The following is an 18720-nucleotide window of genomic DNA, read 5'->3' as shown; positions in this document are numbered from 1 at the left end:
CACCGCCCGGCCGCCGAGGGCCGGGCCGCTATTCCACCGTCGAGAGGAAGCGGTCCAGGACCCGGACGCCGAAGCGGAGCGCCTCCACCGGCACGCGCTCGTCCACGCCGTGGAACATGGCGTCGCGGTCCAGCCCCGGGGGCATCAGCAGCGGCGTGAAGCCGTACCCGGCGATGCCCAGCTCGGAGAACTGCTTGGCGTCGGTGCCCCCGGCCATGCACACCGGCACCACGTGGCCGGAGGGGTCGAAGGCCAGCAGCGCCGCGCGCATGGCGGCGAAGACCGGCGCCTCGACCGGGGACTCCAGCGCCGGGGAGCTGTGCTCGTACTCCCAGCCCACCCGCGGGCCGGTCAGCTCGTCCATGGCCGCCTCGAAGGACTCCCGCCCTCCGGGCAGCACCCGCCCGTCGACCCCGGCCCCCGCGTCGGAGGGGATGACGTTCACCTTGTACCCGGCGTTCAGCATGGTGGGGTTGGCGCTCTCCCGCACCGTGCCGCGCACCAGGGCGGCGGCCTCGCCCAGGCGGTCCAGCACCCCGGGCAGGTCCCGGTCGGGGTCGAAGCCGGGGGCGTCCAGGTCCGCCTTGACGCCCACCGCAGCGCCGATCTCGGTGATCGCCGCCCGGGTGAGCGGGGTGAGCCGGTGCGGCCAGCGGTGCTCGCCGATCCGGGCGACGGCGGCGGCCACCGCCTGCACCGCGTTGTCGCTGTTGGGGCGCGAGCCGTGGCCGGCGGTGCCCGAGGCCCACAGCCGCAGCCAGGCCGTGCCCCGCTCGCCCGCGGCCACCGGGTACAGCCGCACCGTGCGCCCGTCCGGGGCGCGCACGTGCTCGGTGTGCCCGCCGGACTCGCCGACGGCCTCGGTGCACCCGGCGAACAGCTCGGGGTGGGTGCGCACCAGCCACTGGGCGCCGTAGGCGGCGCTGGCCTCCTCGTCGGCGGTGAAGGCGAGCACGGTGTCGCGGCGCGGGCGGCGGCCGGTGCGGGCCCAGTGCCGGGCGACGGCCACGGCCATGGCCACCGCGTTCTTCATGTCGATGGCGCCGCGTCCCCACACCACGCCCTCGCGCACCTCCCCGGAGAAGGGGTGGGTGCTCCACATCGCCGGGTCGGCGGGGACCACGTCCAGGTGGCCGTGGACCAGCAGCGCGGGGGCCGCGGGGTCGGTGCCCGGGATGCGGGCGACCACGTTGGAGCGGCGCGGCGCCGACTCCAGCAGCCGCGGCTCCAGACCGGCCTCGCCCAACCGTTCGGCGACGTACTCGGCGGCCCGCCGCTCGTCGCCGTCGCCTCCCCCGCGGTTGGTGGTGTCGATCCGGATCAGTTCAGAGGTGAACCGCACGACTTCCTCGTCGGCGGTGGCGAAGTCTTCCACGCGCACGCGCGCCCTTCTCGTTCGTCTCGCCTGGCCGGGCAGCGTCACCCGTAGCGGTTCTCGACCGCATTGGAGATGAGGGTGGCGACCGCCTTGAAGCAGCGGATCATGTCATAGGCGGTGGGCGAGGTGGAGCGGACGCGCAGGGCGCCGACGCGCTCCACGCCGGGGACCACGGCGGCGGCGCCGGCCAGGTGCTCGGCGTCGACCTCCACCTCGACGGTGAGCGGCCCGTGCCGGACCGGCTCGGTGCGCCCGGCCAGGGCCATGGCGTCCTGCGCGGCCTCGGCGATGGCGGCGTGGGTGCGCCCGGGCGGGCGGCAGACCGCGGCGTAGCGGGAGACGTGGTCCTTGACCGCGGCCGTACGGGCCTGCGGCGCGTAGCGTGCGGCGTCCTCGCAGGCCTTGTCGTCGCCGGTGACCAGGACGACGGGGGCGCCGTACTCGGCGCACACGAAGGAGTTGAGCCGCCCCTCGCTCGCCGGCTCGCCGTCCAGCCACACCCCGGTGATGGAGTTGGGCAGGTAGGTGTGGGCGAGCACGCCCTCCTCCCCGGCGCCGCAGTGGTAGCCCACGAACGCGACGGCGTCGACGTCGCCGCGCTGGACCCCCTCCACCATGGACAGGTCCTTGTGCCGGCCGGTGAGCATCTCGGCCCGCTCGTCCAGACGCTCCAGCAGCAGGTTGCGCATGGTGGCGTGGGCCTCGTTGACCAGGACCGACGTGGCGCCGCCAGCGTGCAGCCCGGCGATGGCGGCGTTCACGTCGGAGGTGAACAACGACCGGCAGCGCTGCCACTGCTCGGTGCCGGGCTCGACGTCGGCGGGCCAGGTGACGCCGGTGGCGCCTTCCATGTCGGCGGAGATCAGCACCCTCACGAGGGCGACCCTATCCCGGGCGTCCCGTGGGGAGCCAGGCCTCGCGCAGATCGGCGGCCGAAGGGCGTGCGCCGGGGGTCGGGGCCGGGCCCGGTCTGGAGACGCGTCCCCCGTCGTGCGGGCGCGGTCCTGCGGGAAGCGCCCGCACGTGATCGCCGTCGAGGGCCTCGGCCCGTTTCCTCTCCTCCCCCACAGGGGCGGGGGCGCGTCAGGGCAGGGTGAGGATCTCGGCGCCGCCCTCGGTGATCACCAGGGTGTGCTCGAACTGGGCGGTCCACTTGCGGTCGGCGGTGACCGCGGTCCAGCCGTCGTCCCACAGGTCGTAGTCGATGGTGCCCAGGGTGATCATCGGCTCGATGGTGAAGGTCATCCCGGGGACCATGACGGTGTCGGCGCGCGGGTCGTCGTAGTGCGGGATCACCAGGCCCGAGTGGAACTCCGGGCCCACGCCGTGGCCGGTGAAGTCGCGCACCACGCCGTAGCCGAAGCGCTTGGCGTAGGACTCGATGACGCGGCCGACGACGTTGATCTGGCGGCCCGGGCGGCAGGCCTTGATGGCGCGCCGGGTGGCCTCCTCGGTGCGCTCGACGAGCAACCGGTGCTCCTCGGTGGCCTCGCCCGCGATGAAGGTGGCGTTGGTGTCCCCGTGCACGCCGTTCTTGTAGGCGGTGATGTCGATGTTGACGATGTCGCCGTCCTTGACCACGGTGTCGTCGGGGATGCCGTGGCAGATGACCTCGTTGAGGGAGGAGCACAGGGACTTGGGGTAGCCCTTGTAGCCGAGCGTGCTGGGGTAGGCCCCGTGGTCCAGCAGGAACTCGTGGCCGATCCGGTCGAGCTCGTCGGTGGTGACGCCCGGGACGATGTGCTTGCCGACCTCCTGCAGGGCCTGGGCGGCGATCCGCCCGGCCTCGCGCATGGCCTCGATGGTCTCGGGGGTCTGCACGTCCCCCAGCACCCCTTCGACCGGGCGTTTCCTGCCGACGTACTCCGGCCGCTCGATGGTGGAGGGGACGGAGCGCTGCGGCGAGATTCGCCCGGGAACAAGCGGTGTGGTCATGTCGTGGGAGTCTACCCGCGACGCCCCCCCGTACCGGCTCGCGCACAGGGGCGCGGCGCCGGTGTGTGGCACCGCACGTGACGAGGGTAAGAGGCGGGTGCGCGCCGCTCCGGGCGCCCGGTGCGGCGCGCACCCGGGACGACGGCGCAGAGGGAGCGACAGAGATGGCCGGCAACCCGATGGACCTGCCCGAAGACCAGCGCTGGTGGTACTGCCTGAAACACGACCGGGTGGAGAAGGGCGCGGGCTGCCCGAACAAGTTCCGCCTGGGCCCCTATGCCGACGAGGAGTCGGCCGCCGGGGCGCTGCGCACGGTCTCCGAGCGCAACGAGGCCTGGGACGCCGACGACGACCCCTGGGAGCAGGAAGGGCACTGAGGGCACTGGAGGGGGCCGCGCGGACCGCGTCCGCAGCGGGGCCGCGTCCCGACCGCGCCAGCCGTGCCGGCCCCGTCGGCCGACCCGACCGAGCCGGGCGCGCCCCGCTCAGTCGACCGGGCGCGGCCCGCTGACCAGGTCGAGGAAGCGCGAGATCCGGTCGCGCAGACCGCCTTTGCGCGCCTCCTCGGCCTGCCCCGCCGCGCTGGAGACCAGGTGCTGCATGCCGTCGAAGGACAGCGGCGCCGCCTTGGGCCGCAGGCTTATGGCGTCGTGGGCGATCGCGGTGAGCTCGGGGTCGCCCTGGTCCAGGGAGAGCACGGTGGCCCCGGAGCGGCGGGCGTCGTCGACCCGCTCCAGCAGCGGCACCGGCGCCTCGGGGGCGTCGTTGACGACGAACAGGGTGTGCCCGCGCCGGGCGTCCTCCAGCCGCTCCAGGCCGATGCGCAGGTGCGCGGGCGCGTCCGGCGGCGGCTGCCACCGCACCAGCGAGGGCGAGAGCTGCGGGATCCCGGCATAGCGCGCCTCGTCGTCGAGGTGCGCCGCCAGGTGCCACGGCTCGTCCTCCGGGGTGCCCAGCAGCATCAGCCCGTCGGGGGCGTTGGTGCGGCGCAGGGCGCGCGCGAAGTCCTCGGCGCGCTCCACCCAGGGCGTCGAAGCGAGGAGGTCGCGCAGCTGCGCGACGTGTCGGGCGTCCACGCAGCCCATGGTGCACCATGGCCCCGGCGCCGCGCAGCCGTTCCGCCGACCGCCCCGAGGGGGCCGCGGAGCCCCTGCGCCGCTCCCGCCGCACGGCCCCCGCACGGTCATCGAAAATCCGACCTCTCGAATTCGAGAGGAATTCGGCTCCCGATACGTGGCCGGATGAGGACAGGCCCGAGAGCTGGGGGTTCGAAATCCCCGCGAAAACCGCCGGGTGACGGCGGCCCGTTTTTGAGAGAGTCTTCATTGACCCCTCAGGGGCCTTCCAACCCGATTTTCCGACGGAGTGGAGATGCCACCGCTCATTCCCGACGGCGTCTACCTGATCTCGTGCGCGGGCGCCGACCTCTCCATAGACCTGTCCGGCGGCGGAACCCGGCCCGCCACTCCGTTGATCGGCCGGGGCCCGCACCGGGGCGACAACCAGAAATGGGAGGTCAGGAACGTCGACGGGGTGAACGAGGTGAACGAGTTCCGCCTGAGGAGCGTACTGGGCGCGGTCTATGTCGGAATCGGATTCGGCCGCCGACAACCGCTCGAAGCGGCCGTCCAACCGCTTCCCATGCCCTGGTCGATCGAACCGGCCGGGCCGGACCTGTTCCGGATCCGCAATCCGTTCGCCGACCAGTCCCTCTCGCTCGCCGGCGACACGGAGGGAAGCCGGTTGAATCTGCCGCCGTGGGAGGACGGCGCCCTCCAGAAGTGGGTCTTCGAGCCCGCCTGATCCGTTCCCGTTCCTTTCCGGAACCGGCCGGGCCCGCCTCCCCCGGGCCCGGCCCCTCCGCTTCACGGCCGCCCGTTCCGGACTCCCCGGACGCGGCCGCCGCCGTTCACCGGGGGTCTTCCCAGCGGTAACGGGCCTCCGGCATCATCGGACCCTCTTCCCGCGATCCGGAAAGGCCGATCGGAGTGGCCCCCACACCCCGCACACCCCTCCTGCCCCGATTCCCCTCGGTCCTGGGCGCGGCGGTGCTCTCCGCCGCGCTCGCGGCCACCGCCTGCACCGCCGCCCGGGCCGACGAGGCCCCGCGCATCCACGACGTCCAGGGCACCACCCGCCTCTCCCCCTACGACGGCCGCGAGGTCGCGGGCGTCACCGGCGTCGTGACCGCGGTGAACGCCTTCGGCTCGGCCCGCGGGTTCTGGTTCCAGGACCCCCGGGGCGACGGCGACCCCCGCACCAGCGAGGCCCTGTTCGTCTACACCGCGGGCACCACGCCCGACGTCGGTCCCGGTGACCGGGTCGCCGTGGACGGGCGGGTGCAGGAGTACTCCCCCGGCGACGGGCTGCAGACCGTGACCCAGCTGGCCGACGCCTCCTGGGAGGTGTCCCGCCGGGCCGAGGTGCCGGACCCGGTCGCGCTGGAGCCGGGCACGGTCCCCGACGACTACGCCCCCGAAGGCGAGGACATCAGCGGATACGAGCTGGAGCCCGGTGCGTTCGCATTGGACTACTGGGAGTCCCGCGAGCACATGGTGGTGCGCGTGGAGGACGCCCGCACCGTGGCGCCGACCGACGACTACAACGGGCTGTGGGTGACCACCGAGCCCGGACAGAACGCCTCGCCCCGGGGCGGGACGGTCTACAACGGCTACGGCGACCCCAACTCCGGCAGGCTCAAGATCGAGTCGCTCATCCCCTTCTCCGAGCGCCCCTTCCCCGAGGTGGACACCGGCGACGAGCTCGCCGGGACCACGCAGGGGCCGCTGTACTACACCCGGTTCGGCGGCTACGTCCTCAAGGCGAGTGAGCTGGGCGAGCACGTGGACAACGGCCTGGAGCGCACCTCCGCCGATCCCGCGCGGAAGGGGGAGCTGTCGGTCGCCACCTACAACCTGGAGAACCTGTCGGCCCGGGACGATCAGGCCGTGTTCGACCGGCTCGCCGAGGGGGTCGCCGACGGGCTGGCGGCGCCCGCGATCGTGGCGCTGGAGGAGGTCCAGGACGACTCCGGCCCCGAAGACGACGGCACCGTATCGCCCGAGCGGACCCTGGACCGCCTGACCGCGGCGGTCGAGGAGGCCGGCGGCCCCTCCTACGCGTGGCGACAGATCGACCCCGAGGACGGGCGCGACGGCGGGCAGCCGGGCGGCAACATCCGCAACGCGCTGCTGTACGACCCCGAGCGGGTGTCGTTCACCGACCGCCCGGGCGGCGACGCCACCACCCCGGTCGAGGTGGTCGGCGAGGGCTCCGGGACGCACCTGAGCGTGTCCCCCGGCCGGATCGCCCCCAAGGACCCGGCCTGGGAGGACAGCCGCAAGCCGCTGGTGGGCGAGTTCTCCTTCCAGGGGCGCCCGGTGTTCGTGGTGACCAACCACTTCGCGTCCAAGGGCGGGGACGAGGCGCTGCACGGGACCGCGCAGCCGCCCGAGCGCTCCTCGGAGGTGCAGCGCCACGCACAGGCCGCCCTGGTCCGCGGGTTCGTCGACGACCTCCAGGAGGCCCGCCCCGACGCCAACGTCCTGGTCGTGGGCGACCTGAACGACTTCTGGTTCTCCGAGACGCTGGGCACGCTCACCGACGGCGGCGCCCTGCACAACCCGATGGAGGACCTGCCCGCCGAAGAGCGCTACAACTACGTCTACGACGGCAATGCGCAGTCGCTCGACCACATGCTGGTCAGCGGGGAGGCAGCCGACCGACTGTGCTACGCGATCGTGCGGACCAACGCCGAGTTCCACGACCAGGCCAGCGACCACGACCCGCAGGTGCTGCGGTTCCGCCCGCTGAGCGGCGACACGGAGACCGACCGCGCGGAGCAGAGGCGCTTCTACGGAAAGCCGGGCACGGGCAAGGGGAAGCACGCCTGCCACGGCCCCGGGAACGGCAACGGCCTCGGCAAGGGCGGGAACGGCAAGGGGCCGCACGCGGACGGCTGACCCGGCGGCCCGGGCCGGAAACCGGCCCCCGGCTCCGCCCCTTCCAGAGGGCGGGCGCGCAACGCGCCCGCCCTTTTCCTATTCCCAAGGGCACCACCGCCGCCAGAGGAATCCCCTCTCCCTTCGCTCCACGCTTCCCATGAATGGAAACAGGTGCCTCCATTTCCCTCTCCAGGCACCAGCAATCCCCTGCCCACCAGCAGGAACAATGGATCACCGCACCCCTCCCCCAGTCAGAACATTTCACGAAGAATGCGGTTTCAGATTCGTCACGAATCGCGTCCACGGTCTTATCCCGCCGGCGCCCCCGATGGTGTGCTGTCGGTAATCACCCCGCCCGGACCGGCGCACCGCCCCCCGGGTGCAGAACCGGCGAGGAGAAGGATGGCCAACGTGCGCAACAGATCGAGACTCACCGGCCCGGCGGCGGTGGCGGCCGCGCTGGCCCTGGCCGCGGCCGGGTGCACCGGCGGCGGAGGCGGCGGCGGGACCGGAGCCGGAGGCGTGTGGGAGGAGTGCGAGAGCGATCCCAACACCTGCAACTCCGGCGAGCGGGCCGACGGCGGCGAGATCACCTGGGTGGTCAGCGACTTCCCCGGCGCCTGGACCACCGTCTCCCCCGAGGGGGGCAGCGTCTACACCCTGCAGATGCTCTCCGGGATCGTGCCGAGCACCGGGCAGTGGGCGCCCGACGGCGAGACCTACGAGTTCAACATGGACCTGCTCGCCGAAGAGCCCGAGCTGGTCTCGGAGGACCCCTTCACCTTCTCCTTCACCTTCGCCGACGGCGCCGAATGGGACGACGGCACCCCCATCGGGGCCGACGACGCCATCGCCACCGTCAAGATGTCCACCAGCGACGAGGAGGGCTGGTGCGAGGGCTGCCGCTCCCGCCAGCCCGGCATCTACGACGACGTGGAGGAGATGGAGGCCTCCGAGGACGGCAAGACCGTCACGTTCACCCTCAAGGACGGGCGCGCCAACCCCGAGTGGCGGGGCTTCCTCGACGCGCACCAGATCGCCGGCGGCATACTGCCCGCCCACCTGGCCGAGGAGCAGGGCTACGACCTGGACGAGCCCGCCGACGTGGGCGCCTACTTCGAGTGGCTCAACGAGACCGTGCCCGAGTACTCCGGCGGCCCCTACACCATCGTCGAGGGCGACCTGGAGACCCAGGTCATCATGGAGCCCAACGAGAACTGGTACGGCGAGGCGCAGCCCACCCTCGACACCGTCATCGTGCAGTTCAACGACAACGAGAACAGCTGGGTGCCGGCGCTGACCAACGGCGAGATCGACGGCGGCAACCCGGCCAAGATCAACGACGACGTGATCGAGCAGCTGCGCGGCATGCCCGAGGTGTCGGTGGACGTGGGACCCGGCGCCAGCTGGGAGCACATCGACCTGAACACCGAGAACGAGTGGCTGCAGGACGTGGAGCTGCGGCGGGCGGTCTTCACCGCCATCGACGCCCAGGAGATCGTCGAGCGCAGCTACGGCACCGCCTACCCCGAGGTCCAGCGCAAGACCAACCACACCTTCGCCGCCGACAGCCCCCACCATGAGGACCTGTTCGGCGACTCGCCGCAGGGCACCGGGGACGCCGAGGAGGCCGCGCGGATCCTGGAGGAGGCCGGGTACGCGATCGTCGACGGGACGCTGGAGCGCGACGGCGAGCAGGTCGGCCCCTTCCGCCTGCGCGCCACCGCCGACCAGGTGCGCCAGGATTCGCTGCAGATCATCCAGTCCCACCTGGAGGAGATCGGCGTGGCCACCGAGATCGAGGCCATCAACGACCTGGGCGGGGTGCTGGGCGACCAGGACTACGACATCGTCCAGTTCGGCTGGAGCACCTCGCCCTGGTTCCTGATCAACCCCGGCCAGCAGTGGCACAGCGGGTCCGGCAGCAACTTCGGCGGGCTGGACGTGCCCGAGGTCGACGAGGCGCTGGACCGGATGGGCACCGCCACGACGCTGGAGGAGGCCGCCGAGTACGCCAACGACGCCGGGCGCCTGGTGGTGGACCAGGCCTACGTGCTGCCGCTGGCCGACGAGCCGCGGTACTCCTTCGTCACCGACGGCTTCACCAACATCCGCGACAACCGGCAGCACAGCCTGCGCGCCACGTACAACATCGGGGAGTGGGGGACGGTGGCGAACTGACCGCCCGGCACGGAAGGGACGCGTCCCGTGCTCGTCTTCGTGATCCGGCGGCTGCTGGTGACCGTACCGGTGCTGCTGGCCGCCTCGATGTTCTCCTTCGCCCTGATCGACGTCACCGGCGACCCGCTGGCCGACCTGCTGGTGCAGCAGCCCCCGCCGTCCCAGGAGGTGATCCAGGCCGAGCGGGAGCGGCTGTACCTGGACCGGCCCGCCTACGAGCGGTACTGGCTGTGGCTGACCGGGATCGGCGGCAACGGCGACATCGGGCTGCTGCAGGGCGAGTTCGGCCCCTCGGTCCAGGGGCCCGCCTTCGACGTGGGCGCCGAGGTCGCCGCCCGCATGGGGGTGACCCTGCGGCTGGTGGCCGCGGCCGTGCTGCTGGCCCTGGGCCTGGCCGTGGCCACCGGCGTGGTCTCGGCCATGCGCCAGTACTCGGTGGTGGACCACACGCTGACCTTCATCGGCTTCCTGGCGCTGGCCATGCCCACCTTCTGGCTCGGCGCACTGATCAAGGAGGCGGGGGTGTGGGCCAACGGGCAGCTCGGGACGACCGTCTTCTCCACGATCGGCGCGAGCGCGGCCGACACCCGCGGGATGGGTCTCTGGGAGCGGATCGCCGACGCCGGCGGGCACCTGGTGCTGCCCACCGTGGCGCTGATGCTCACCGGCTACGCCGCCTGGAGCCGCTACCAGCGCACCGCCATGCTGGAGGTGCTCAACAGCGACTACGTGCGCCTGGCGCACGCCAAGGGGCTGCGCCGGCGCACGGTGATGCGCCGCCACGCGCTGCGCACCGCGCTCATCCCGCTGACCAGCGTGGCGGCGGTGACCATCGCCGAGATCCTGGCCGGGACGGTGCTCATCGAGACCGTCTTCCAGTGGCGGGGCATGGGCACCCTGCTGGTGGAGGCGGTCCGCACCAGCGACGCCTACGTGCTCATGGGCTGGCTGATGCTGGCCGGGACGCTGGTGGTGCTCGCCAACCTCGCCGCCGACCTGCTCTACGGCGTGCTCGACCCGAGGATCCGCTATGAGTGAGACCGTCCGGGACGGCGCCCCGCCCCCGCCGCGCGGCCGGCTGCGCACCGTCGCCGCCCGCTTCGCGCGGCACCGCCCGGCCATGGCCGGGCTGGCGGCGCTGGCCGCGCTGGTGCTGTTCGCCTTCGCCGGCCCGCTGCTGTGGACGTGGGACCACACCGTGTCCGGGGAGATCCCCAGCAGCGCGCCGCCCGGCCCAGAGCACCCGCTCGGCACCACCAGCGCCGGGAACGACGTGCTGGGCCAGCTGATGCGCGGGATGCAGCAGACCCTGAAGGTGGCCTTCACCGTCACGGTGCTGGCCACCGTGGTGGGGTCGGTGTGGGGCGCTGTGGCCGGGTACTTCCGCGGGTGGGTGGACGCGGTGCTGATGCGCGCGGTCGACGTGCTGCTCATCGTGCCGCTGCTGGTGGTGGTGGCCGCCGTCGGCGGGAACGTGCGGGGCGGCACCACCTGGTACGGGGTGGCGCTGGTGATCGCCGCGTTCGCCTGGACCCCGATCTCCCGGGTGGTGCGCGGGGTGGTGCTGTCGCTGCGCGAGCAGGAGTTCGTGGAGGCGGCGCGGGCCGCGGGCGCCTCGCACGCCCGCATCGTCTTCCGCCACCTGCTGCCCAACGCGGCCGGCCCGATCATCGTGGCGGCCACCCTGCTGATCGCGGTGGCGATCCTGGTCGAGGCGGCGATGTCGTTCCTGGGCTTCGGGATCCAGGCGCCCGACGTCAGCCTGGGGCTGATGGTGCAGCACGCCAAGACGGCGGCCTTCACCCGGCCCTGGCTCTTCTACCCGCCGGGGCTGGCGATCGTGCTGATCGCCCTGGTGATCAACTTCATCGGGGACGGGCTGCGGGACGCCCTGGACCCCCGGCAGGCCATGGTGCGCTCATGACGGCGGAGGAGGCGGCGGTGGAAGCGGTGTCCGACCCCGTGGCGGGGTCCCGGCCGGCGCGGGAGGGCGCGCCGGTGCTGGAGATCGAGGACCTGCACGTGTCGTTCCCCACCGAGGACGGGCGGGTGCGGGCGGTGCGCGGCGTGTCCTACCGGGTGCACCGCGGCGAGGCGCTGGGGATCGTCGGCGAGTCGGGGTCGGGCAAGTCGGTGGCCTCGCTGGCGGTGATGGGGCTGCTGCCGCGCGGCGCCGAGGTGCGGGGGGGCCGCGCGGGTGCTGGGAGAGCAGGTGCTGCACCTGCCCGACGAGGAGCTGAGCCGGGTGCGCGGGGAGCGCATCGCCATGATCTTCCAGGACCCGCTGACCTCCCTCAACCCGGTGTACACGGTGGGACGGCAGATCGCCGAGGCGGTGCGCGCGCACCGGGCGGTGAGCGAGCGGACGGCTCTGGAACGGGCCGTGGAGCTGCTGGGGGCGGTGGGCATCCCCCGGCCCCAGGAGCGGGTGCGCAGCTACCCGCACGAGCTGTCGGGCGGCATGCGCCAGCGGGTGGTGATCGCGATCGCGATGGCCAACGACCCGGACGTGATGATCGCCGACGAGCCGACGACCGCGCTGGACGTGACGGTGCAGGCCCAGGTGCTGGAGGCGCTGGAGGCGGCGCGGCGGCACACGGGGGCCGCGCTGGTGCTGATCACCCACGACCTGGGGGTGGTGGCCGGGCACGTGGACCGGGTGGCGGTGATGTACGCCGGGCGGGTGGTCGAGGAGGGGCCGGTGGACGCGGTCTTCTCCCGCCCGCGCATGCCCTACACCCTGGGGCTGCTGGGCAGCCGGCCGCGGCTGGACGAGGAGCGGGTCCGGCGGCTGGCGCCGATCTCCGGGGCGCCTCCGACACTGCTCGCCCCGCCGCCCGGGTGCCCGTTCGCGCCGCGCTGCCCGATGGCCGAGGACCGGTGCACCGCCGAGGAGCCGCCACTGCGGCCCGTGGGCGCGGGCCGGACCGCCGCCTGCCACTTCAGCGAGCGCCTGGAGGAGGACGGCGCGGACACGCTGTTCGGCCGTCCGGACCGGGCCGCGCCTTCGACCGCGCCGCCCGCGCCGGACGGCGCCGCTCCCCTGCTCAGCGCCAAGGGGCTGGTCAAGCACTTCCTGGTGCGGTCCAAGGGGGTGGTGCGGCGGCGGATCGGCGACGTGCACGCGGTGTGCGGGGTGTCGCTGGACCTGCACGAGCACGAGACGCTGGCGCTGGTCGGGGAGTCGGGCTGCGGCAAGTCGACGACGGCGCGGCTGCTGCTGCGGCTGCTGACCCCCGACGCGGGGACGGTGGAGTTCGAGGGCGCCGACATCGCCGGGCTGCCCCGCGCGCGCCTGCGCAGGCTGCGCCAGGACATGCAGATCGTGTTCCAGGACCCGTTCGCGTCGCTGGACCCGAGGATGACGGTCGCCGAGATCGTCGCCGAGCCGCTGCGGATCCACGGGTCGTACCGCCAGCGCGGGGGCGCTTCCGACGTGCATCGTCTGCTGAGGACGGTGGGGCTGGGACCGGAGCACGGGGCGCGCTACCCGCACGAGTTCTCGGGCGGGCAGCGCCAGCGCATCGGCATCGCCCGCGCGCTGGCGCTGCGCCCGCGCACGCTGATCCTGGACGAGCCGGTCTCGGCACTGGACGTGTCGATCCAGGCGGGGGTCGTCAACCTGCTGGAGGACCTGCAGGAGGAGTTCGGCCTGGCGTACCTGTTCGTCTCGCACGACCTGTCGGTGGTGCGGCACATCGCCGACCGGGTGGCGGTGATGTACCTGGGCAAGGTGGTGGAGTCGGGACCGGCCGACCGCCTGTTCACGTCGCCGACGCACCCCTACACCCAGACCCTGGTCTCGGCGATCCCGCTGCCGGACCCCCGCAAGGAGCGGCGGCGGCAGCGCATCCTGGTCACCGGCGACGTCCCGAGCCCGTCGTCGCCGCCGTCGGGGTGCCGCTTCCGCACGAGGTGCCCGAAGTTCGCGGACACGCTGACCCCGGCGGAGCAGACCAGGTGCATCGAGGAGGAGCCGCCCCTGGACCCGTGGGCGGCCGGCCACCTGACCGCCTGCCACTACGCGGAGGAGCGGGCGCTGTGGTCCGAGGGGTCATGAACCGTTGGAATGCCACAAGGCAGTCATCGAGCGCAAGGCTGCGAAGTCCTCCGTACCGCCCTGCCGGATCCCCCGCCTGGTTTGCGTCGAGCCCCAGCTCCGCTAGTTCCGCCGCCTTTCGCTCGACCTCTGCGAGCGCTCCTGGCGGAAGATCTTTCACCAGGCTAGGAGGTTCAAAGCCATACCCCCAGTCGCTCACCCGTTGACCTCGGACTCGGCCTCGGTGAGAGGCTCGGATATCCCTTTGATCGCCTCGCGGTTCTTCACGGGGTCGGGCTCACTCCCGGCGATCGCTTCCAGCTTCCGCAGGCGCTCTCGTCTGGCCGGATACCGATGGAGAGCGGCAAACTGCGACCACTTGTTATAGAAAGCGAGCATGGGGCGCATGCTCGACGTCTTTCGCGACTCGGCTTTCGCTCGCGCGAGATCACTGAGGAACTCGCCAAGCCGTTCGGAATCCAGGACGGCGACCGCTTCCCGTAGCGCTTCAGGCGTCGCCGCGGGCTGCGGAATCAGCGGGTCGTTCACGGATGCAGCAGATTCGCCCGACACGATACCTCCCTGGTCCCCTCGCCCCCGTCTCAGCACTCCAGCAGAATCGACCGCCTCGGGGGCTTGGGCACGACCGTCCCAGGTATCCGAGCATGGCCGAGCCGCCCTCCAGCGGTCCCCGGTTCCGAGAATGCCGCCGTCGTCGCCGTCAGGGTGCCAGGAGTCCGCGGAGTTCGTCCGGGGCGGCGTTGGCACCGGTGCAGACCACGGCGACGCGGAGGTCCCTGAGGTCGGCGCGCAGGGCGTAGGCGCCCGCCAGGGCCGCCGCCCCCGCGCCTTCAGCGACCGTGCGGGCCTCGCTCAGCGCCCACCACTGGGCCCGGCGGATGTCCTCGTCGCCGACGAGGACGAAGTCGTCCAGGCGCCCGCGCATCACCGACTGCGGGAGCGCGAACCCCCGCCCGGTCGCCAGGCCCTCGGCGCGGGTCCGGTTCGGGCGCACCGTGCAGGAGCCCGCGCGCCAGGAGTCGTGCGCCGCCGGGGAGGCCGAGGACTGCGCACCGACCACCCGGCACCCCGGCGCCACCGCGGCCGCGGAGATGCACGCCGCGGCCGCCCCGCTCCCGCCGCCCACGGGCACCACGACCGCGTCCAGGTCCGGTGCCTGCTCGAACAGCTCCAGGTAGGCCGTCGCGACCCCGGCGATCAAGTCCGGCTCGTCGCCGGGGCTCACCAGGCGGGCGCCCCGCTCGGCGGCCAGGGCCTCGGCGCGCTCCCGCGCGCCGTCCAGGTCGGCCCCGGCCTCGACCAGGTCGGCGCCCAGGGCCCTGATCGCCTCGGCCTTCACCGGGTTCGGGTTCTCCGGCACCACGATGGCGCAGGGCGCGCCGGTCTCGCGGGCGGCGTAGGCGATCGACTGGGCGTGGTTGCCGGTGGAGTAGGTGACGACGCCCCGGGACCGCTCCTCCCGGGACATGCCCGCCAGCAGCACGAGTCCGCCCCGCACCTTGAAGGCGCCGGTCGGTTGGGTGTTCTCGTGCTTGACGAGCACCCGGGCGCCGATGCGGCGGTCCAGGGCGGGGTAGGAGCGCAGCGGCGTCGGCTCCAGGCGCCCCTGGAGCAGGCGGCGCGCGCGCAGGACGTCGGTGATGTCCGGGGCGGGAGCGGAGGTGTCGGCAGGGGCGGTGGGCGAGGAGGCGTCCGCAGTGGTCATGGGCCCATCGTCGGGCCGGCTCAGGCATAGGACAAATGCCGGTTCCGAGTGGATCCATCGATCATTTCTATAAGAGCAGGTAGCGTCGGCGCATGTTCGATGAGACCCGGCTGCGCGTGTTCGCCGCGATCGCCCGCGAAGGATCGGTCACCGGGGCCGCGGCCGCCCTGCACTACGCCCAGCCGTCGGTCAGCCACCACCTCGCCCGCCTGGAGGCCGAGGCGGGGACCGCGCTGGTGCTGCGCAGCGGCCGCGGCATCCGGCTGACCGACGCCGGCCGGGACCTGGCCGCCCGCGCCGAGGAGATCCTGGGCCGCATCGACCAGGCCCGCGCCGAACTGGCCGCGCACGCCGGGCTGACCCGGGGACGGGTGCGGCTGGCCGCCTTTCCGTCCGCACTGGCGGTGCTGGTGCCCCCGGCGGCCGCGCGGTTCGCCCGGGCGCACCCGGGGGTGGAGCCCGCCCTGACCGAGGCCGAGCCGCCGGAGGCGCTGGCGGCGGTGCGGCGGGGCGAGGCCGACGCGGCGGTGGTCTTCCGCCACACCGGAGAGCCCGCCCCCGAGGGGTTCGCAGCGGTGTCACTGCTGGAGGACCCGGTCCACCTCGTCACGCCGGAGGCCCCGCAGGGGCCGGGCGGTCGGCGGTCCGGGCCGCCGCGGCTGCGCGACCACGCCGACCGACGGTGGATCACCGGGTGCGAGCGCTGCCGTGCCCAGCTCCTGCGTGCGTGTGCCGCCGAAGGCTTCGAGCCGGAGATCGCCTACGCGACCGACGACTACGTGGCCGTGCAGGCCTTGGTCGCCGAAGGTCTGGGGGTGAGCACCCTGCCGGGGCTCGCGCTGCGGGCCCACCGGCGGGAGGGGCTGCACACCGCGCCGACGGGGCGGGTGCGCACGGTCGAGGTGGTGACCTTCGGCGCCCCTCCCCTGCCCGCGCCCGTCGCGGCCTTCGTCGGCGCCCTGTCGCACGCGGCCGCAGAGGCGCCCGCCCGGGACCAGGGCGTGTGACCGTCTGTCGCCGGCCTGCCCGGTTCCCCCTCCCTCCCTTCTCCCGGTCCCCGCACGCCGCCGGCCGGTCGGCACAGGGGTCGGTGGCCGGGTCCGGCCACCGACCCTCAGCGCCGCGCGGACCGGTCGGAGCACAGGGACCGGCATTCCGCTTCGCCCCCATCGGCCGCGGATCCCCCATTCCCGAAAAAGGTCCCGCACCCCCTTGTTCCGCGCATTCCCCATTCCTTTCTAAACGACAAACACACCCTGGATCGACCTGCAAAAACACGCCCCACATGCGCGGACACCAGAGCAATCGGAGCGCAGGCCCGCCGAAGCCCGAAAATCGGCCTAGGCCTCCCGCATTCGGGAGAACACTTCTAGAGTCGGCGACCGTGGACCGGACCGAGGAATTCCGGATTCCATGACCTTCCCCTCCCGAATGTACGAGCGAAGGACCGGACCCCGGTCCTGGCGATCTCCACGAAGAGGAGCACCCATGCCCTCCACGACATCCCCCGTGCCCTGGCTGACCACCGCCGCGGCGCTGGTCTCCGGCGCCGCCCTCGCCCTGGCGGCCCCCGCGCCCGCCTCAGCCTCCCCGTCCCCGGCGCCCGACGCGCCCCCGGAGGTGCCCGAAGGCGCCGCGGCGGAGGTCGTCAAGGTCCCCATGGAGGCGGCCAACATCACCTCGGCCGTGCCCGACGCCGACGGCGAGGGCGCCACGGCTCGGCTCGACAACGGGCAGAGCATCGAGCTGCCCGAGCAGGCCTACACCGAGTGGCGGGAGAGCAAGGGCGAGGTCGGCACCGAAGACCTGGTCATCGGCGACTGCGGCTACTCCTACCTGTGGCTCTTCAGCACCGGCAACCGCGGCTACATGGCGTGGACCGGCTTCCACGTCAACGAGAACGCCTGGTTCTACGGCTGGGAGTCGGCCGTGATCGGCGCCGGGGACACCCGCTACGAGCAGACCTTCGAGGACGGAGGGGTCCTGGACAGCCAGGACTGGAGCCAGGACTATTACGGCATGGTCCCCGCCACCGACCTCTACGACGGAATGGTGGACAACGGCTGGGCCTTCCTGTCGAACTTCCAGATCTGCACGGCGCTCGGCCCCAACGACACCCAGTGGATCCAGTGACCGCGGCGGGGGCCGGCCGGTCCCCCGGGCGCCGGGGGACGCGGACGGACGGCCGCGCCCCCGCCCGGCTCCCCTGACCGAACGGACGGTGACGGCCATGCGGACGCGCCCCTCCTCGCCCGAGCTCGCCCTGGACGCCCCCTGGAGCCTGAACTGGCTGTGGTTCGCCGAGCCCGACCGCGGCGGCGCCGACTTCACGCCCGAGCCGACCGGCCGGGACGCGGTGCCCGCCCCCGGGGAGGCCGTCCACGAGGAGTGGCGCACATGGCGGAGGCGGCTGTGGAGGGAGGCGGCCGCGCACGGCGCCCCCCTCCGCGGCCCGGGCACCGGCACCGCGGGCTCCGCGGCCCGTACCGACGGCGCCCCCACCGGCTGCGACCCGCCGCACTTCTCCTCGCTCGGCGGTGCCGACGGGCTGGCCGCGCACCTGCGCGCCGCCTGGCCCCCGTTCCAGGCCTGGTGGGACGGGGGCGCCAAGCGGGCCCTGGCCGACCTGCTGATGGGCGCCGGGGTCCGCGGCACCGCGGCCGAGGCGCGCGGGTCGCTGCCCGAGGGGCACCGGCTCACCGTGCACGCCATCGCCCTCGCCGACGCCCAGACCCTCGCCGAGCGGCGCGCCGAGGGCGAGCTGCACGCCGCGGTCTCGGCCGGGCTGATCCGCGACGCCGTGGGCTTCCGCACCTGGCTGCTGCACACCGCGGCCTCGGTGCACCGCCCGCGGTGACCCTACGGCCCTGCGGCACCCCGACCGCGCCGCGCGCCTCCGTGGCGCCGCGATCGCGCCCCTGACCGCGGGACCGTCCGCCGTGCCCCCCGCGGGCGGTCCCGCGCCCGGCCCGCTGAGCGGTCTCCGGCGCACGGAGGACCGCCACGAGGCGCCGGCCGCCCCGGTCGGATCGCCTGCCGGTGGATCGGGGCGGGCCCCTATGACCTCTGGTCGGCCGCCGGGTCGCCAGTTACCCGGGAACAGCGGCAACAACGGCCCGGCAGGTACCCCGCTCACGGCTGCTTGCCGGGTGGCGGGTCGCCGAGGCGCCAGGCAGAGGGCGGCGACGACGGGGCGAAGCGGTTGCCCGGTGCTGCTCGTCGGCCGCCGGGCCTCCCGCGGTCCCGGCGATGAGCAGCGACGACGGCACGGCTGGTTCCCCGCTCCAGCCTGCTTGCCGAGCGGCAGGGCTCTTCGGGGCCAGGGGGAACGGCGGCGACGAGGAAGCGGGGCGGTTCCCCAGGTCGTGTCCATTGGAGTGGTGGAGCTTTCGGCCTCGCCCGTGTGAGCGGTGCGACCGCTGCGGCGCGATCGGCGGCCCCGCCCCGGGGTGCGCGCCCCCTCCTTCTTGCCCGTTGATCTCGGGAGAGTCGGGGTAATACTCGCCGGTATTACCCC

The 18720-nt window shown here is 73.5% G+C and carries 15 protein-coding genes and 1 pseudogene; 10 read left to right on the top strand and 6 right to left on the bottom strand.

Features of this window, described 5'->3' with window-relative positions:
• Positions 1-28 precede the first annotated feature (28 nt).
• The 3 genes from C892_RS0113885 to map form a co-directional block, all read right to left on the bottom strand.
• A complete protein-coding gene (locus C892_RS0113885; protein WP_017557712.1) occupies positions 29-1381 on the bottom strand; it encodes a M20/M25/M40 family metallo-hydrolase in 1353 nt (450 codons plus the stop codon).
• Between the two features lie 38 nt (positions 1382-1419).
• A complete protein-coding gene (locus C892_RS0113880) occupies positions 1420-2253 on the bottom strand; it encodes a M55 family metallopeptidase (RefSeq protein WP_017557711.1) in 834 nt (277 codons plus the stop codon).
• 208 nt (positions 2254-2461) lie between these two features.
• The gene (gene map, locus C892_RS0113875; RefSeq protein WP_083934373.1) at positions 2462-3313 is read right to left on the bottom strand and encodes a type I methionyl aminopeptidase; all 852 of its coding nucleotides are present in this window, start codon (positions 3311-3313) and stop codon (positions 2462-2464) included.
• Between the two features lie 164 nt (positions 3314-3477).
• Here map and C892_RS0113870 point away from each other — a divergent pair, with 164 nt between their 5' ends.
• Positions 3478-3690: a hypothetical protein gene (locus C892_RS0113870; protein WP_017541141.1), complete on the top strand. Its 213-nt coding sequence runs from the start codon at positions 3478-3480 to the stop codon at positions 3688-3690.
• A gap of 108 nt (positions 3691-3798) precedes the next feature.
• Here C892_RS0113870 and C892_RS0113865 read toward each other — a convergent pair whose 3' ends face one another.
• Positions 3799-4398, bottom strand: coding sequence for a hypothetical protein (locus C892_RS0113865; RefSeq protein WP_017557709.1), 600 nt, complete (start codon positions 4396-4398; stop codon positions 3799-3801).
• A 286-nt stretch (positions 4399-4684) separates the two neighbouring features.
• Between C892_RS0113865 and C892_RS0113860 the strand changes: the two genes are divergently transcribed.
• The 6 genes and pseudogenes from C892_RS0113860 (at position 4685) to C892_RS0113835 (ending at position 13498) form a co-directional block, all read left to right on the top strand.
• The gene (locus tag C892_RS0113860) at positions 4685-5116 is read left to right on the top strand and encodes a ricin-type beta-trefoil lectin domain protein (protein ID WP_017557708.1); all 432 of its coding nucleotides are present in this window, start codon (positions 4685-4687) and stop codon (positions 5114-5116) included.
• Positions 5117-5301: 185 nt separating this feature from the next.
• Complete coding sequence (locus C892_RS0113855) at positions 5302-7275, top strand: DUF8508 domain-containing protein (RefSeq protein ID WP_017557707.1); 1974 nt, start codon at positions 5302-5304, stop codon at positions 7273-7275.
• A gap of 384 nt (positions 7276-7659) precedes the next feature.
• On the top strand, positions 7660-9438 hold the full coding sequence (locus tag C892_RS0113850) for an ABC transporter family substrate-binding protein (protein WP_017557706.1): 1779 nt from the start codon (positions 7660-7662) through the stop codon (positions 9436-9438).
• A gap of 27 nt (positions 9439-9465) precedes the next feature.
• Positions 9466-10476, top strand: coding sequence for an ABC transporter permease (locus C892_RS0113845; RefSeq protein ID WP_017557705.1), 1011 nt, complete (start codon positions 9466-9468; stop codon positions 10474-10476).
• Complete coding sequence (locus C892_RS0113840) at positions 10469-11362, top strand: ABC transporter permease (RefSeq protein ID WP_017541135.1); 894 nt, start codon at positions 10469-10471, stop codon at positions 11360-11362. Before C892_RS0113845 ends, C892_RS0113840 begins: the two co-directional genes overlap by 8 nt.
• A pseudogene (locus tag C892_RS0113835) lies at positions 11359-13498 on the top strand (dipeptide ABC transporter ATP-binding protein). The gene C892_RS0113840 and the pseudogene C892_RS0113835 overlap by 4 nt, the downstream one beginning before the upstream one ends.
• Before the next feature lie 195 nt (positions 13499-13693).
• On the opposite strand, the gene C892_RS0113830 reads toward C892_RS0113835, so the two are convergent.
• Positions 13694-14026, bottom strand: coding sequence for a DUF6247 family protein (locus C892_RS0113830; RefSeq protein WP_017557703.1), 333 nt, complete (start codon positions 14024-14026; stop codon positions 13694-13696).
• 172 nt (positions 14027-14198) lie between these two features.
• The gene (locus C892_RS0113825) at positions 14199-15203 is read right to left on the bottom strand and encodes a threonine ammonia-lyase (RefSeq protein ID WP_017557702.1); all 1005 of its coding nucleotides are present in this window, start codon (positions 15201-15203) and stop codon (positions 14199-14201) included.
• A gap of 92 nt (positions 15204-15295) precedes the next feature.
• On the opposite strand from C892_RS0113825, the gene C892_RS0113820 reads away from it, so the two are divergent.
• From C892_RS0113820 to C892_RS0113810, 3 genes are all read left to right on the top strand, one after another.
• Positions 15296-16210 carry a LysR family transcriptional regulator gene (locus tag C892_RS0113820; RefSeq protein WP_017557701.1) on the top strand — a complete coding sequence of 305 codons (915 nt, stop codon included), beginning with the start codon at positions 15296-15298 and terminating at the stop codon, positions 16208-16210.
• 481 nt (positions 16211-16691) lie between these two features.
• Entirely contained in the window at positions 16692-17336 is a 645-nt protein-coding gene (locus tag C892_RS0113815; protein WP_239647395.1) for a hypothetical protein, read from the top strand.
• A gap of 97 nt (positions 17337-17433) precedes the next feature.
• Positions 17434-18060, top strand: coding sequence for a hypothetical protein (locus tag C892_RS0113810; protein ID WP_239647394.1), 627 nt, complete (start codon positions 17434-17436; stop codon positions 18058-18060).
• Positions 18061-18720 lie beyond the last annotated feature (660 nt).

This window comes from Nocardiopsis baichengensis YIM 90130, assembly GCF_000341205.1.
Classification (GTDB): Bacteria; Actinomycetota; Actinomycetes; order Streptosporangiales; family Streptosporangiaceae; genus Nocardiopsis_A; species Nocardiopsis_A halophila.
The sequence above is the reverse complement of the archived record's forward strand: the minus strand, read 5'-3'. Positions and strand labels throughout refer to the sequence as shown.